Origin of the sequence: Algicella marina (genome assembly GCF_009931615.1) — a bacterium.
GTDB classification, from domain to species: domain Bacteria; phylum Pseudomonadota; class Alphaproteobacteria; order Rhodobacterales; family Rhodobacteraceae; genus Algicella; species Algicella marina.
Map to the genome: position 1 here is coordinate 131,577 of NZ_CP046620.1, position 14,764 is coordinate 146,340.

Sequence of the window (14,764 nt, forward strand, 5' to 3'; positions counted from 1 at the left end):
AATGCAGAGCCAGAATATAAGAATACGGCTGAAGGCGTTCGATTACCGGGTGCTGGATGCCAGCACTGCCGAGATCGTCTCGACAGCCAAGCGGACGGGTGCGCGCGTGCGCGGCCCTATCCCGCTGCCAAACAAGATCGAAAAGTTCACTGTTCTTCGTGGCCCCCACGTGGACAAGAAAAGCCGTGAACAGTTCGAAATCCGGACGCACAAGCGTCTGCTCGATATCGTTGATCCGACCCCCCAGACGGTGGACGCGCTGATGAAGCTCGACCTCGCCGCTGGTGTGGATGTCGAGATCAAGCTCTGAGGGAGGCATGATGATGCGTTCTGGAGTACTCGCAAAGAAACTGGGCATGACCCGGTTGTTCATGGAAGACGGTCGGCAGATCCCGGTGACGGTTCTGGCGATGGAAGGCTGCCAGGTTGTGGCGCAGCGCACGGCGGACAAGGATGGCTACACGGCTGTTCAACTCGGCTCCGGCAAGGCTCGGGCCAAGAACGTCAGCCAGCCCATGCGTGGCCATTTCGCTGCCGCCAAGGTGGAACCGAAACGGAAGATCGCGGAATTCCGCGTTTCCCCGGAGAACCTGATCGGCGTTGGCGAAGAGATCACGGCGGACCATTACTTCGAAGGTCAGTTCGTGGATATCGCCGGCACCTCGATCGGTAAGGGGTTCGCCGGTGCGATGAAACGGCACAACTTCGGCGGGCTTCGTGCCTCCCACGGTGTGTCGATCTCTCACCGTTCGCACGGCTCCACCGGACAGTGCCAGGATCCTGGCCGCGTGTTCAAGGGCAAGAAAATGGCCGGCCACATGGGTGCCGCCCGCGTGACGACGCAGAACCTGCAGGTTGTGCGCACCGACAGCGAGCGTGGCCTGATCATGGTCAAAGGGGCCGTTCCCGGCTCCAAGGGCGGATGGGTGACGATCAAGGATGCGGTCAAGAAGCCGTTCCCGGAGAACGCCATTCTGCCAGCCGCGCTGAAATCTGCAGCGGAAGAAGCCAAGAAGGCAGCCGAAGCCGCAGCAGCGGAAGCCGCAGCAGCCGAAGAAGAAGCCCGCAAGGCAGCGGAAGAAGCCGCAGCAGCGGAGCAGGAAGCTGCGCTGGAGCAGGCCGAGGCCGAGATTGCAGCCGAGGGCAGTGACGACGCGGCGCCCGAAGCTCCGGCAGAAGGTGACGACAAATGAAAACCGATGTAATCAATCTGGAAGCTGGCTCGGCGGGTTCTATCGAACTTTCCGACGACATCTTCGGCCTCGAGCCGCGTGCGGACATTCTGCACCGTGTCGTGCGCTACCAGCTGGCGAAACGCCAGCAAGGTACGCACAAGGTCAAGACGCGCAGCGAGACAAGCTACTCGACCAAGAAGATCTATCGCCAGAAGGGCACCGGCGGCGCGCGCCACGGTGACCGTAACGCCCCGATCTTCCGCAAGGGTGGTGTCTACAAGGGGCCGACGCCCCGCAGCCACGCGCATGATCTGCCGAAGAAATTCCGTGCCCTCGGCCTGAAGCACGCCCTCAGTGCGAAGGCTGGCGCAGGTGAACTCGTCGTTCTCGAAAACGCCGACGTTGCGAATGGAAAGACGAAGGTTCTGGCTGACGCGATGAAGAAGCTTGGCTGGAAAAAAGCCCTGCTGATCGATGGCGCGGAAGTGAACGAGAACTTCGCGATGGCCGCGCGCAATCTGGATGGGATCGACGTGCTGCCGAGCATCGGTGCGAATGTCTACGACATCCTGAAATCCCGCACGCTGGTGCTGACCAAGGCTGGCGTGGAAGCTCTGGAGGCTCGACTGAAATGAACAAGGCAGAGCTTTATGACGTAATCCGCAAGCCGATCATCACGGAAAAGGCGACCATGGCGTCCGAAAACGGCGCGGTTGTCTTCGAAGTGGCGATCGACGCGAACAAGCCCCAGATCAAGGAGGCCGTCGAAAGCCTCTTCGGTGTGAAGGTGAAAGCCGTGAATACGACCATCACCAAGGGCAAGACGAAGCGCTTCAAGGGCCGCCTCGGCACCCGCAAGGACGTGAAGAAAGCCTACGTGACTCTCGAAGAGGGTAACACGATTGACGTGACGACCGGGCTTTAAGCGCGGTTGCAAAAGTTAGGAAAGGCCCTGCTTCGGCGGGGCCTTTTTCATTTGGCATTTGTCCTGAGGGGGGCAGGCCAATCGGCACGTCGATCTGGCAGCTTTCGATGCGGCCGGGACGGCCAGGCCGGGCAGGGCGCCGCTGGAATGGTGCGGGCGGGTATTCGCGGGAAAGGCGAGGCGCGCCAATACGTTCCGCGACCCCGAAGAATCTCAGCCGCATCGCTTGACCATTCAGCCTTTACCCAATAGGAAGGCGCATCTTCGCTGCCCCGGATTCGTCCGGGGTGGTTTTCTTTGGGAACCCGGTTCCCGAACAAACATAGCTGGGGGACAACCCCCGCAAAGCAAAACGGAAGACAGCAAGATGGCATTGAAGTCGTACAAACCAACGACGCCGGGCCAGCGCGGGCTGGTTCTGATCGACCGTTCGGAGCTTTGGAAAGGCCGCCCTGTAAAAGCCCTCACCGAGGGTTTGAGCAAGAAAGCGGGCCGGAACAACACCGGACGGATTACCATGCGCCGCCGCGGCGGTGGGGCGAAGCGCCTCTACCGGATCGTGGATTTCAAGCGGCGGAAAATGGACGTGACCGCAACCGTCGAAAGGATCGAGTACGATCCTAACCGGACCGCGTTCATCGCTCTGATCCGCTACACGGACAACGAGCAGGCGTATATCCTGGCACCCCAGCGTCTGGCTGTTGGCGATCAGGTTGTCGCGTCGCAGAAGGCGGACGTTAAGCCGGGGAACGCAATGCCGTTCATCGGGATGCCGATCGGCACGATCGTTCACAACATTGAACTGAAGCCGGGCAAGGGCGGGCAGATTGCACGTTCCGCCGGCACCTATGCGCAATTTGTCGGTCGTGATGGTGGCTACGCACAGGTTCGCCTTTCTTCGGGTGAGCTCCGCCTCGTCCGTCAGGAATGCATGGCGACAGTCGGTGCCGTGTCCAATCCGGACCACTCCAACCAGAACCTCGGCAAAGCCGGTCGCAACCGCCACAAGGGCATCCGCCCCTCCGTGCGCGGTGTTGTGATGAACCCGATCGACCACCCGCACGGTGGTGGTGAGGGCCGGACCTCCGGTGGCCGCCACCCGGTGACACCCTGGGGCAAGCCGACCAAGGGTGCCCGCACCCGTTCCAACAAGACGACCGACAAGTACATTTTGCGGTCCCGTCATGCCAAGAAGAAGGGGCGCTAAGATATGCCACGTTCAGTCTGGAAAGGCCCTTTTGTCGACGCGCATGTGTTGAAGAAGGCCGAGAAATCCCGCGAGAGCGGTCGCAACGAAGTCATCAAGATCTGGTCCCGTCGTTCGACGATTCTGCCGCAGTTCGTGGGCCTGACTTTCGGCGTCTACAACGGCCAGAAGCACATCCCGGTAAATGTCACCGAGGAAATGATCGGCCAGAAGTTTGGTGAATATTCCCCCACGCGGACGTACTACGGCCACGCGGCGGACAAAAAAGCGAAGCGGAAGTAAGCCATGGGCAAGGAAAAGAACCCCCGCCGCGTGGCGGAGAACGAGGCGATGGCCGTCAGCCGCATGCTGCGCACGTCTCCTCAGAAACTGAACCTCGTCGCAGCCATGATCCGCGGGAAATCCGTGGAGAAGGCTTTGACGGACCTGACGTTCTCCAAGAAACGGATCTCTGACGAGGTGAAGAAGACGCTTCAGTCCGCGATCGCCAATGCCGAGAACAACCACGGGCTGGACGTTGACGAACTGATCGTCGCCGAAGCCTTCGTGGGCAAGAACCTGGTGATGAAGCGTGGCCGTCCGCGGGCACGGGGCCGGTTCGGCAAGATCCTGAAGCCGTTCAGCCAGGTAACCATCAAGGTGCGGCAGATTGAGGAGCAAGCGTAATGGGACACAAGGTTAATCCGATTGGTCTGCGCCTGCAGGTCAACCGCACATGGGACAGCCGCTGGTACGCCGACGGCGAGGAATACGGCAAGCTGCTTCATGAAGACCTCGCGATCCGCGAGTACATCAAGAAGAACTGCGCGCAGTCCGGCATCAGCCGCGTGATCATCGAGCGCCCGCACAAAAAGTGCCGGGTCACGATCCACGCAGCCCGCCCCGGTGTGATCATCGGCAAGAAGGGCGCGGATATCGAGACGCTGCGCAAGAGCCTCGCGCAGCTGACGGCATCCGAGCTGCACCTCAACATTGTTGAAGTGCGCAAGCCTGAGGTCGATGCTCAGCTTGTGGCCGAGAACATCGGCCAGCAGCTCGAACGCCGCGTGTCGTTCCGCCGAGCCATGAAGCGCGCCGTGCAAAACGCGATGCGTATGGGTGCGCTTGGCATCCGCGTAAACGTGGCCGGGCGCCTCGGCGGCGCGGAGATCGCCCGTACGGAGTGGTATCGTGAGGGTCGTGTGCCCCTGCACACCCTGCGCGCGGATATCGATTATGCGCATTATGAGGCGATGACCGCTTACGGCATCATCGGCATCAAGGTCTGGATTTTCAAAGGCGAGATCATGGATCATGATCCTTCCGCCCGCGACCGTCGCCAGACAGAACTGCAGGAATCAGGAGGTGGCCGTCCTCAGCGTCGCTGAGGATGAGCCGCTCCAAGGAGAACAGAGATGCTTTCACCGAAGCGTACAAAATTCCGCAAGCAGCATAAGGGCCGCATTCACGGCGAAGCCAAAGGCGGTTTCGACCTCAACTTTGGCCATTACGGCTTGAAGGCGATCGAGCCTGAGCGGATCACCGCGCGTCAGATCGAGGCGGCCCGCCGCGCGATGACACGCCACATGAAGCGCCAGGGCCGTGTCTGGATCCGGATCTTCCCCGATGTGCCGGTTTCCAAAAAGCCGACCGAAGTCCGTATGGGTAAAGGTAAGGGCTCCGTCGAATACTGGGCAGCCAAGGTCAAGCCTGGCCGGGTGATGTTCGAGATCGACGGTGTCAACGAAGATGTGGCGAAAGAAGCGCTGCGTCTCGCCGCGATGAAATTGCCCGTCAAATGCCGGTTCGTGGTCCGCGAGGACTGGTAATTTGTTGGGGTGAAACCCACGAAATGTAATCACAAAGGCCCTCCGCTCCAGCGGGGGGCCTTTTTCGTTGAGTAGGGCGGCGCCGAATGATGCACGCTCGATTATTGTTTCAACAAACAACGATCCCGTGCGCGGGATCACGACCGTGCGAGATTTTGCAACGCTTAGCCTTTGTTTTGAAACAAAAAATACCGAGATTTACACAAACGGATTACCTGACGCGCCGGCGGCTTGATCGGATTTCTGGCCGCAGCTATCGGGCTAGGCACTACTTGGGCCGATAGCTGCGCGAGCTGCGACATTCTTAAAAAAGGGATCCGATCAATGACTATGCAAGACAACATTCACGGCAAGGCGGGCCTGCCGTCTATCAGTTTTCAGACATTGGGTCTGATGTTCATCGCGGGCTTTTTCGCGACCTTGGCCTTCGATTTCTGGGGCCAGTTGGTGAGCCCCGGCCTCGGTTGGGCGAACCTCTCGCCACACGGGCTGGCGAAGAGCCTGCTCGGCACCTTCGGCCTGCCGAACAACGATTTCGCCGGCTATTTCGTGCATTTTTATCTGGTGGGTCTCATCGGCTATCCCATTGGATGGTTGTTTGTGTTCAAGCCGCTGTGGAACGGTGTGATCGGGCAGAAGCTCGGCTGGTTCGTGCCCTCCGTTGTTTACGGCTTCGGCCTCTGGGTCTTTGCTATTGGCGGGATCACGGCGATTGCCGGGCTGCCGTTCTTCCTGAACTTCACGGGGATTACCTGGGTAGCTTTGGTGGGTCACGTGCTCTACGGCATCGTTATGGTCGCGGTGATGCAGGTGGTTCGGGAGAAATGAGGCGGGTCGCGAATTGACACACCCTTTTCGGGATGGAAAGCAGTGCCAGCATGGTGGGATTTACGTCCCCTAGTCCAGACTGGCCGTGCCCTTTCTTGTGGGGCACCGAGAATATCCCTTGCCTTTCTGACCGATTGCGCGTACCCAGCGCGCTCATCATGAACTCCACCGGAATCAGGGTGACCCTTCAGGGGCCTGCCGGTGATGTTGAAAAGGGAATACCGGCATGGATGCCACTGACCTCCGGGGCAAGACGCCCGAGGAGCTCCGAACGGAGCTTGAGAACCTCAAGAAGGAAGCTTTCAATCTTCGCTTCCAGCAGGCCACTGGCCAGCTCGAGAATACAGCACGCATGCGCGTCGTGCGCCGCAATGCCGCGCGTGTCAAAACTATCCTTAACGAGAAAGCGGCTGCAGCCGCACAGGAGGCCTGATCCATGCCCAAGCGTATCCTTCAGGGCACCGTCACCTCCGACGCGAATGCCAAGACCGTTACCGTTTCCGTGGAGCGCCGCTTCACGCATCCGGTTCTGAAAAAGACGATCCGGAAATCCAAAAAGTACCGTGCGCATGATGCGAACGACACTTTCAAGGTTGGCGACGTCGTGCGCATTCAGGAATGCGCCCCCGTTTCCAAGAACAAGCGCTGGGAAGTGATCGCCGAGTAAGGCGCTTACACCCGGTTTAAACGAAACCGTGGGGCAGGGTTCCCACAGGTCGGGAGAAACCAAATGATCCAGATGCAGACTAATCTGGATGTCGCTGACAACTCCGGCGCACGCCGGGTGCAGTGCATCAAGGTGCTCGGCGGATCCAAACGGAAGTATGCTTCCGTTGGCGACATCATCGTCGTTTCCGTCAAGGAAGCCATTCCGCGTGGTCGTGTGAAGAAGGGTGACGTCCGCAAGGCCGTCGTCGTGCGCACAGCCAAGGAAGTCCGCCGTGAAGACGGCACCGCGATCCGCTTCGATCGCAACGCAGCCGTGATCCTGAACAATGCGAACGAGCCGGTAGGCACGCGTATCTTCGGCCCGGTTGTGCGTGAGCTTCGCGCCAAAAACTTCATGAAAATCATTTCGCTTGCTCCGGAGGTGCTGTGATGGCTGCCAAACTCCGCAAAGGTGACAAGGTCGTCGTGCTTGCCGGCAAAGACAAGGGCAAGGAAGGCGAGATCACGCAGGTTCTGACGAAGGCCGGAAAGGCCGTGGTTGCCGGCGCGAACACCGCAATCCGCCACACGAAGCAGAGCCAGAACAATCAGGGTGGTCGCATTCCTCAGGACATGCCGATCGACCTTTCCAACTTGGCGCTGGTCGACCCCAAGGATGGCGGCCCGACACGCGTTGGCTTCAAGATGGATGGCGACAAGAAGGTTCGCTATGCCAAGAAATCCGGGGAGGTCCTCGATGCTTGATGATGCGAACTACCAGCCACGCCTGAAGACTCTCTACGCCGAGAGCATCAAGGCCGAGTTGAAATCCGAGTTCAGCTACAAGAACGAAATGATGGTGCCCCGGCTCGACAAGATCGTGCTGAACATGGGCGTGGGCGAGGCTGTTGCGGATTCCAAGAAGATCAAGGCCGCACATGACGACCTTATGGCGATTGCCGGCCAGAAGCCGGTTATCACGAAAGCCAAGAAATCCATTGCGGGTTTCAAGGTTCGTGAAGAGATGCCGCTTGGCGTCAAGGTCACGCTCCGCGGCGATCGGATGTACGAATTCCTCGACCGTCTGATCACCATTGCAATGCCTCGCGTACGCGACTTCCGTGGTGTCTCCACGAAGAGCTTCGACGGTCGCGGCAACTACGCAATGGGCCTCAAGGAGCACATCGTCTTCCCCGAGATCGAGTACGACAAGGTCGACCAGATCTGGGGCATGGACATCGTGATCTGTACGACGGCCAAGACCAACGAAGAAGCGAAGAGCCTGTTGGAGAAATTCAACATGCCGTTCCCGAAACCTGTCGCTGGAGCTTAAGATATGGCAAAAGTCAGCATGATTGAACGCCAGAAGAAGCGCGAGCGTCTGGTTAAGAAATACGCCGCGAAGCGTGCGGATCTGAAAGAGCAGCTTGCCAAGGGCACGGACCTGGAGCTGAAAGAACGTGTGCAGTTGACGATGAAACTCGCCAAGCTGCCGCGCAATTCCAGCCCGACCCGCCTGAACAACCGGTGCCTCGTTTCCGGTCGTCCGAAGGCATACTATCGCAAGCTTAAAATGTCGCGTATCGCACTTCGCGATCTGGCCAGCCGCGGGGAAATCCCCGGCATGGTCAAGTCCAGCTGGTAAGGGGGACATATCATGGCAATGAACGATCCTATCGGCGATATGCTCACGCGGATCCGCAACTCTCAGATGCGCGGCAAATCCACGGTGAAGACGCCTGCTTCCCGCCTTCGTGCCTGGGTGCTCGACGTGCTGGAAGCCGAGGGCTACATCCGCGGCTACGAGAAGACGACGGGAGCCGACGGCCACCCCGAGCTTGTCATCAGCCTGAAATACTTCGACGGCGACCCGGTGATCCGGGAACTGAAGCGCGTGTCCACTCCGGGCCGTCGCGTTTACGCCGGTGTCAAAGACATCCCGCAGGTCCGTCAGGGCCTTGGCGTTGCAATCGTCTCCACACCCAAGGGTGTGATGAGCGATGCGGCTGCCCGTCAGGCGAATGTCGGCGGCGAAGTTCTCTGCACCATTTTCTAAGGGAGGTTGGTATGTCTCGTATTGGTAAGAAACCGGTCGAGCTGCCCGGGGGTGTTTCCGCCACCGTGTCCGGCCAGACCGTGGAAGTGAAAGGCCCGAAGGGCCTGCGTTCCTTTTCCGCAACGGATGATGTGACGCTGAAGCTTGAAGACAATGCAATCACCGTGGAGCCGCGCGGCAAATCCAAGCGTGCGCGCCAGCAGTGGGGCATGAGCCGTTCGCAGGTTGCGAACTGCGTTCAGGGTGTGACGGAAGGCTTCAAGAAGGAGCTCGAAATCAACGGGGTCGGTTATCGTGCGGCTGTTCAGGGCAAAACCCTGAAACTCAGCCTCGGCTACAGCCACGATGTCGACTTTCCGATCCCTGACGACGTGACGATCACTGCTCCCAAACCCACGGAAATCGTGGTCGAGGGCATCGACCAGCAGGTCGTGGGTCAGGTTGCAGCGAAGATTCGCGAATGGCGTGCGCCGGAGCCCTACAAGGGTAAGGGCATCAAGTACAAAGAGGAATTCATCTTCCGCAAGGAAGGCAAGAAGAAGTAAGGACGCGAAGTTATGGCTAACAGTAAAAGACAGCTGTTCCAGAAGCGCCGTATGCGCGTTCGGAGCAAATTGCGGAAGACAGCCAATGGCCGTCCCCGCCTGAGCGTTCACCGCTCGTCCAAGAACATATCGGTTCAGGTGATCGACGATGTTCAGGGCGTGACGCTGGCCTCTGCCTCCACGCTGGAAGGTAAGCTTGGCCTGGTGGGCAAGAACAACATCGAGGCTGCGGCCAAGATCGGTGAAGAAATCGCGGCACGGGCAAAGGCAGCTGGTGTCGACGAGGTCTACTTTGATCGTGGCGGCTTTCTGTTTCACGGCAAGGTGAAGGCTCTGGCCGACGCTGCGCGTGAAGCCGGTCTCAAGTTTTAAGGAGCGGAGAGAATGGCAAGAGAAGACAATCGCCGGGATCGCCGCGACCGCGACGAGACTCCCGAATTTGCAGATCGTCTGGTTGCGATCAACCGCGTTTCGAAGACTGTGAAGGGTGGTAAGCGCTTCGGGTTTGCAGCGCTCGTGGTTGTGGGTGATCAGAAGGGTCGTGTCGGCTTCGGCAAGGGCAAGGCTAAGGAAGTGCCAGAGGCAATCCGCAAGGCAACGGAAGCCGCGAAACGCGGAATGATCCGTGTTCCGCTGCGCGAAGGCCGCACGTTGCATCATGACATGGCGGGTCGCCACGGCGCCGGCAAGGTTGTAATGCGTACGGCACCGCAGGGTACTGGCATCATCGCGGGCGGCCCATGCCGCGCCGTTTTCGAGATGCTGGGTGTTCAGGACGTGGTGGCAAAGTCCACCGGTTCCCAGAACCCATACAACATGATCCGTGCCACAATTGATGGCCTGAAAAAGGAATCCAGCCCCCGCATGGTCGCGCAGCGTCGCGGCAAGAAGGTGGCTGACATCCTGCCGAAGACCGACGCAGCACCCGCTGCCGAGGCTGAGGCCGAGACTGTGGAGGCCTGAGACAGATGGCTAAGACAATCGTCGTGAAGCAGATCGGATCTCCGATCCGCCGCCCAGAGAACCAGCGCCAGACGCTGATCGGCCTCGGGCTGAACAAAATGCACAAGACCCGTGAACTGGAAGACACACCTTCTGTCCGCGGAATGGTCGCCAAGATACCGCATCTTGTGGAAATCATCGAGGAGCGGGGCTGACCCGCGTTTTGCATAGCATCCTTGGATTATAAGAAACCGGCGTTCCATTGGATCGCCGGTTTTTTTCTGTGGTTCTCCTCCACCACAGGCCGCCTGATACCTTTGGCTAATGGCGTGCTGCGACAATTTGCCTAGAGTGGCTTGAACAACAACACGGAGGAGATGAAATGCCCGACTATAATGGCGGTTGCGACCACGTGCACACGCACGCGTCGGCGGAGCCCATCGACAATCATGTTTGCCACTGTAACGTTTGCAAGAATGTGACGGGCCAGCAGACCACGCATGTCGCCTTTTTCAAATACGGTGATCTGGAAATCGATCATCCCGAGAAATTGGCTCGGCAACCTTTCAACGCGGAAAATCCGGGCGGACCGCTCGAACTCTGTACATGCTCTGAGTGCGGTGCGGCGATCATGCTGGACGACAAGGAAAAGCGCATCCGCGTCGCCGTTCCGAACGTGATGGGGTATTCGGGTCCTTTCCCGGAAGCTTCGTACCATGCATTCTACGACGACTCGAAGGGTTATTCCAAACCGGATGATGGCCGACCGGTCTACGACAGCCTGCGACCGGATTTCACCTGGCCGGCGAGCGCCTGACGTTTAGAGAGCGAGATCAGTGGTCAGCTCGGTTCGGTGGCCGGGCTGACTCTACCGGATTGCTCTTGATCCTTTTTTGCGGCGCTACTATAGGAGTGCTTCGGCGGCAGCTTTGCCGCCTGTTCTGTTTTTGACGCCGTGTTTGGCCCAATACGCTTCGGGGCCAATTCCGGCAAAGGAGAAGCGACATGAGACTGAATGAACTCCGGGACAATCCCGGCGCAACCAAATCCCGCAAGCGCATCGCACGCGGCCCCGGTTCCGGCAAGGGCAAGACTGCCGGCCGCGGTATCAAAGGCCAGAAATCCCGCTCGGGCGTGGCGATCAATGGCTATGAAGGCGGCCAGATGCCGCTCTACCAGCGTCTGCCAAAACGTGGGTTCAGCAACATCAATTCAAAACGTCACGCGGTAATCAATCTCGGCATCCTTCAGAAGTTCATCGACGAAGGAAAGATCGACGTGAAATCCGCCGTCGACGAAGATGCGCTGATTGCCAGCGGGCTGGTTCGTCGCAAGCGTGACGGTGTTCGCCTGCTCGCGAAAGGCGAACTGACGGCGAAGATCGACCTGACCGTGACAGGTGCCTCCAAGGCAGCCGTTGAGGCTGTCGAGAAGGCTGGTGGCTCCGTGACACTTGCGGCCCCTGCGGAAGCTGCGGCTGAATAAACCTTGTGGCCCCCACAAGCGGGGCTTACATAGGCACTGTCGAAATTCTGGCGCCGCCTGAGCATCAAAAGACGCTTTGGCGGCGCATTCTTGGGAGGTAAGCCGCATGGCATCAGCCGCGGAACAAATGGCCGCCAACCTCAATTGGGGGTCCTTTGGCAAAGCCAAGGAACTTCAGGCCCGCATTCTTTTCGCTCTGGGTCTTCTGATCGTCTACCGGGTTGGCACCTATATCCCAGTGCCCGGGATCGATACGATAGAATTGCAGCGGTTCTTCGAAGAAGCTTCGCGCGGCATCGGCGGCATGCTCAACATGTTCACCGGCGGTGCGGTGTCCCGGATGGCTATCTTCACCCTAGGGATCATGCCCTATATTTCCGCGTCGATCATCGTACAGCTTCTGTCGGCGATGGTGCCGTCCCTTGAAGCACTGAAGAAAGAGGGCGAGGCCGGGCGAAAGAAGCTGAACCAGTACACGCGCTACGGCACGGTGGCACTGGCGACAGTTCAGGCATATGGCATCTCCGTCGGTCTCGAAGGTCAGGGGCTCGTGCTCGATCCCGGTTGGTTCTTCCGTGCGTCAGCGGTCATCACGCTTGTCGGGGGCACAATGTTCCTGATGTGGCTGGGAGAACAAATTACCCAACGAGGGATCGGCAACGGCATCTCTTTGATCATCTTTACAGGGATTGTGGCGGAAACTCCTGCCGCTCTGGCACAGTTCCTCAGCCAGGGCCGCTCCGGCGCGATCTCTCCGGGCTTCATGCTCTTCGTGTTCGCGCTGTCGATCGTGCTTGTGCTTTTTATCGTGTTCATGGAACGGGCACTGCGGAAGATCACCATTCAGTACCCGCGCCGGCAAGTCGGTATGAAGGTGTATGGTGGTGAGAACTCCAATTTGCCGATCAAGCTGAACCCAGCGGGTGTGATCCCGGCGATCTTTGCCTCGGCGCTGCTGTTGCTACCGACCACCGTTTCGACGTTCGCGGCCAACGACGGCACGGGTATTCTCTCTTACGTCAATGCGTACATCGGTCGGGGCCAACCTCTGTTCCTGGTCTTTTTCGCGGCAATGATCGTATTCTTCACCTATTTCTACACGGCCAATGTCTCTTTCAAATCCGAAGACGTGGCTGACAATCTCAAGAAGCAGGGTGGGTTCGTGCCGGGCATTCGCCCGGGGCCGCGGACGGTTGATTACCTCGATTATGTTGTATCCCGTATCCTCGTGCTTGGCTCTGGCTATCTGGCACTTGTCTGCCTCATCCCGGAGATCCTTTTCTCCAACCTGCCGATTGTGCCCTTTATTTTTGGAGGCACATCGCTTTTGATTGTCGTGTCCGTAACAATGGACACGATTACGCAGGTCCAGTCCCATATGCTCGCGCATCAATATGAAGGGCTGATTGAAAAGTCGAAATTGCGCGGCAAGGGACGGAAGAAAAAGAAACTATGAATATTATTCTGTTGGGCCCGCCGGGGGCGGGGAAGGGCACGCAGGCGCATCGACTGGTCGCCGAAAGAGGTATGGTTCAGCTTTCGACTGGGGATATGCTTCGTGCCGCCCGCACGTCCGGGACCGAGATGGGCAACAAGGTCGCCGATATCATGGACAAGGGCGGCCTCGTGACAGATGAAATTGTTATTGGCTTGATTGCGGAACAACTTGATGCGGGCGCAGGCGAAAGCGGTATCATCTTTGATGGCTTCCCACGGACTCTCGCCCAAGCGGATGCTTTGACCCAGCTTCTGGACGCCAAGGGCAAGAAGCTCGATGTCGTTGTTGAAATGAAGGTTGATGATGAAGCACTGGTCCAGCGCGTTATCGGCCGGTTCACATGTGGCAATTGCGGCGCCGTCTATCATGACGTCACCAAACCTACCTCAAAGGAAGGTGTCTGTGACAAATGTGGCAGTACAGACTTCAATCGTCGGTCTGACGACAATGAGGATAGTATGCGCACACGGTTGATGACCTACTACCGTGAAACCTCGCCGCTGATTGGCTACTACTACGCTCACGGCAAGCTAAACAGCATCGACGGCCTTGGCGAAATTGAAGCTGTGGCGTCCAGGGTGGCGAAGGCTTTAGAGGTCTGAAACCACTTTAAGGGTTGACCTCAGAGAGGGTGATTCTATAAGTCACGCTTCTCTGAAAGGCGACTCGCTTTCTGCTGAAGTTCCTCAAGAGAATTAATCAGCCCACCGGCGCAATGCTCAGGTGGGTTTCGTTGTGAAAAAAGGTTCCGGGATTACGGAACCGCAATGAGAGATCGGAGACCAATTTGGCACGTATCGCTGGCGTGAACATTCCCACCGGGAAGCGGGTTCACATTGCTTTGACATATATTCATGGAATCGGCCGCAGCTCTGCTGTCGAAATCTGCGAGAGCGTCGGCATCGACCTCTCCCGCCGTGTGAACGAACTTTCCGATGCGGAAGTTCTGAAAGTTCGCGAATACATCGACGAGAACCTGATGGTGGAAGGCGACCTGCGTCGCGAGAAATCCATGAACATCAAGCGTCTGATGGACCTCGGCTGCTACCGTGGCCTGCGCCACCGTCGTGGCTTGCCCGTGCGCGGTCAGCGCACGCACACCAACGCCCGTACACGCAAAGGCCCCGCAAAGGCCATTGCCGGCAAAAAGAAATAAGGGGGCAGGTTCATGGCACGTGAAAAAATCCGCGTAAAGAAGAAGGTCAAGAAGAATATCTCGACCGGTGTTGCGCACGTCAACGCCAGCTTCAACAACACCAAGATCCTGATCGCCGATGCGCAGGGCAATGCCATTTCCTGGTCGTCCGCCGGTACGATGGGCTTCAAGGGTTCGCGCAAGTCGACCCCTTACGCAGCCCAGATGGCCGCAGAGGATGCGGGCAAGAAGGCTCAGGAACATGGCGTCCGTACGCTGGAAGTGGAAGTCCAAGGGCCGGGCTCCGGCCGTGAGAGCGCACTGCGTGCTCTCTCCGCTGTGGGTTTCACAATCACCGCGATCCGTGATGTGACTCCGATCGCGCACAATGGTTGCCGCCCGCCGAAACGCCGCCGCGTTTGATTTGACATTGAATTATGCCGGGTGCGTGTTCTGCGCGCCCGGCCCCACGATTTGTTGACGACCCTCGAGTGCTGCCGCCCGAATCCGGA

General features: G+C 58.6%; 27 protein-coding genes. All 27 read left to right on the top strand.

Annotated elements, in window-relative coordinates; all coding sequences use genetic code 11:
- Position 1 precedes the first annotated feature (1 nt).
- The 27 genes from rpsJ to rpsK all read left to right on the top strand — a co-directional run bounded on the left by rpsJ (position 2) and on the right by rpsK (position 14,675).
- On the top strand, positions 2–310 hold the full coding sequence (gene rpsJ, locus GO499_RS00685) for a 30S ribosomal protein S10 (protein ID WP_154449015.1): 309 nt from the start codon (positions 2–4) through the stop codon (positions 308–310).
- Positions 311–320: 10 nt separating this feature from the next.
- A complete protein-coding gene (rplC, locus tag GO499_RS00690) occupies positions 321–1,193 on the top strand; it encodes a 50S ribosomal protein L3 (protein ID WP_161863789.1) in 873 nt (290 codons plus the stop codon).
- Entirely contained in the window at positions 1,190–1,810 is a 621-nt protein-coding gene (rplD, locus tag GO499_RS00695) for a 50S ribosomal protein L4 (protein WP_161860370.1), read from the top strand. The genes rplC and rplD overlap by 4 nt, the downstream gene beginning before the upstream one ends.
- Positions 1,807–2,100, top strand: coding sequence for a 50S ribosomal protein L23 (locus tag GO499_RS00700; RefSeq protein WP_161860371.1), 294 nt, complete (start codon positions 1,807–1,809; stop codon positions 2,098–2,100). Before rplD ends, GO499_RS00700 begins: the two co-directional genes overlap by 4 nt.
- A gap of 367 nt (positions 2,101–2,467) precedes the next feature.
- The gene (rplB, locus tag GO499_RS00705) at positions 2,468–3,307 is read left to right on the top strand and encodes a 50S ribosomal protein L2 (protein WP_161860372.1); all 840 of its coding nucleotides are present in this window, start codon (positions 2,468–2,470) and stop codon (positions 3,305–3,307) included.
- A gap of 3 nt (positions 3,308–3,310) precedes the next feature.
- A complete protein-coding gene (gene rpsS / locus GO499_RS00710) occupies positions 3,311–3,589 on the top strand; it encodes a 30S ribosomal protein S19 (RefSeq protein ID WP_161860373.1) in 279 nt (92 codons plus the stop codon).
- Between the two features lie 3 nt (positions 3,590–3,592).
- A complete protein-coding gene (gene rplV / locus GO499_RS00715; protein WP_161860374.1) occupies positions 3,593–3,973 on the top strand; it encodes a 50S ribosomal protein L22 in 381 nt (126 codons plus the stop codon).
- Positions 3,973–4,674 (top strand): 30S ribosomal protein S3, encoded by a 702-nt coding sequence (gene rpsC / locus GO499_RS00720; RefSeq protein WP_161860375.1) that lies wholly within the window; start codon positions 3,973–3,975, stop codon positions 4,672–4,674. Before rplV ends, rpsC begins: the two co-directional genes overlap by 1 nt.
- 27 nt (positions 4,675–4,701) lie before the next feature.
- Positions 4,702–5,115 (top strand): 50S ribosomal protein L16, encoded by a 414-nt coding sequence (rplP, locus tag GO499_RS00725; protein WP_161860376.1) that lies wholly within the window; start codon positions 4,702–4,704, stop codon positions 5,113–5,115.
- A gap of 324 nt (positions 5,116–5,439) precedes the next feature.
- On the top strand, positions 5,440–5,943 hold the full coding sequence (locus GO499_RS00730; protein ID WP_284154838.1) for a hypothetical protein: 504 nt from the start codon (positions 5,440–5,442) through the stop codon (positions 5,941–5,943).
- A gap of 226 nt (positions 5,944–6,169) precedes the next feature.
- Positions 6,170–6,376 (top strand): 50S ribosomal protein L29, encoded by a 207-nt coding sequence (gene rpmC, locus GO499_RS00735; protein WP_161860377.1) that lies wholly within the window; start codon positions 6,170–6,172, stop codon positions 6,374–6,376.
- A 3-nt stretch (positions 6,377–6,379) separates the two neighbouring features.
- Positions 6,380–6,610 (top strand): 30S ribosomal protein S17, encoded by a 231-nt coding sequence (rpsQ, locus tag GO499_RS00740; RefSeq protein ID WP_161860378.1) that lies wholly within the window; start codon positions 6,380–6,382, stop codon positions 6,608–6,610.
- Between the two features lie 63 nt (positions 6,611–6,673).
- Positions 6,674–7,042, top strand: coding sequence for a 50S ribosomal protein L14 (gene rplN, locus GO499_RS00745; protein WP_044050560.1), 369 nt, complete (start codon positions 6,674–6,676; stop codon positions 7,040–7,042).
- Positions 7,042–7,356 (top strand): 50S ribosomal protein L24, encoded by a 315-nt coding sequence (gene rplX / locus GO499_RS00750; protein WP_161860379.1) that lies wholly within the window; start codon positions 7,042–7,044, stop codon positions 7,354–7,356. The genes rplN and rplX overlap by 1 nt, the downstream gene beginning before the upstream one ends.
- Entirely contained in the window at positions 7,349–7,924 is a 576-nt protein-coding gene (gene rplE, locus GO499_RS00755; protein ID WP_161860380.1) for a 50S ribosomal protein L5, read from the top strand. The genes rplX and rplE overlap by 8 nt, the downstream gene beginning before the upstream one ends.
- A 3-nt stretch (positions 7,925–7,927) precedes the next feature.
- A complete protein-coding gene (rpsN, locus tag GO499_RS00760) occupies positions 7,928–8,236 on the top strand; it encodes a 30S ribosomal protein S14 (RefSeq protein WP_161860381.1) in 309 nt (102 codons plus the stop codon).
- Positions 8,237–8,248: 12 nt separating this feature from the next.
- Entirely contained in the window at positions 8,249–8,647 is a 399-nt protein-coding gene (rpsH, locus tag GO499_RS00765; RefSeq protein ID WP_284154839.1) for a 30S ribosomal protein S8, read from the top strand.
- 11 nt (positions 8,648–8,658) lie between these two features.
- Positions 8,659–9,192: a 50S ribosomal protein L6 gene (rplF, locus tag GO499_RS00770; RefSeq protein WP_161860382.1), complete on the top strand. Its 534-nt coding sequence runs from the start codon at positions 8,659–8,661 to the stop codon at positions 9,190–9,192.
- A gap of 12 nt (positions 9,193–9,204) precedes the next feature.
- The gene (gene rplR / locus GO499_RS00775) at positions 9,205–9,564 is read left to right on the top strand and encodes a 50S ribosomal protein L18 (RefSeq protein ID WP_161860383.1); all 360 of its coding nucleotides are present in this window, start codon (positions 9,205–9,207) and stop codon (positions 9,562–9,564) included.
- Positions 9,565–9,576: 12 nt separating this feature from the next.
- Complete coding sequence (gene rpsE / locus GO499_RS00780; RefSeq protein ID WP_161860384.1) at positions 9,577–10,155, top strand: 30S ribosomal protein S5; 579 nt, start codon at positions 9,577–9,579, stop codon at positions 10,153–10,155.
- Between the two features lie 5 nt (positions 10,156–10,160).
- Positions 10,161–10,349, top strand: coding sequence for a 50S ribosomal protein L30 (rpmD, locus tag GO499_RS00785; protein ID WP_161860385.1), 189 nt, complete (start codon positions 10,161–10,163; stop codon positions 10,347–10,349).
- 167 nt (positions 10,350–10,516) lie between these two features.
- Positions 10,517–10,951, top strand: a complete 435-nt coding sequence (locus tag GO499_RS00790) for a GFA family protein (protein WP_161860386.1) — start codon at positions 10,517–10,519, stop codon at positions 10,949–10,951.
- Positions 10,952–11,139: 188 nt separating this feature from the next.
- Positions 11,140–11,619 (top strand): 50S ribosomal protein L15, encoded by a 480-nt coding sequence (gene rplO / locus GO499_RS00795; RefSeq protein WP_161860387.1) that lies wholly within the window; start codon positions 11,140–11,142, stop codon positions 11,617–11,619.
- Between the two features lie 106 nt (positions 11,620–11,725).
- Positions 11,726–13,075, top strand: coding sequence for a preprotein translocase subunit SecY (gene secY / locus GO499_RS00800; protein WP_161860388.1), 1,350 nt, complete (start codon positions 11,726–11,728; stop codon positions 13,073–13,075).
- Positions 13,072–13,719 (top strand): adenylate kinase, encoded by a 648-nt coding sequence (locus GO499_RS00805; protein WP_161860389.1) that lies wholly within the window; start codon positions 13,072–13,074, stop codon positions 13,717–13,719. The genes secY and GO499_RS00805 overlap by 4 nt, the downstream gene beginning before the upstream one ends.
- A 185-nt stretch (positions 13,720–13,904) precedes the next feature.
- Positions 13,905–14,273 (top strand): 30S ribosomal protein S13, encoded by a 369-nt coding sequence (gene rpsM / locus GO499_RS00810; RefSeq protein WP_161860390.1) that lies wholly within the window; start codon positions 13,905–13,907, stop codon positions 14,271–14,273.
- A gap of 12 nt (positions 14,274–14,285) precedes the next feature.
- Positions 14,286–14,675, top strand: coding sequence for a 30S ribosomal protein S11 (gene rpsK / locus GO499_RS00815; RefSeq protein WP_161860391.1), 390 nt, complete (start codon positions 14,286–14,288; stop codon positions 14,673–14,675).
- The last annotated feature ends 89 nt before the right edge of the window (positions 14,676–14,764 follow it).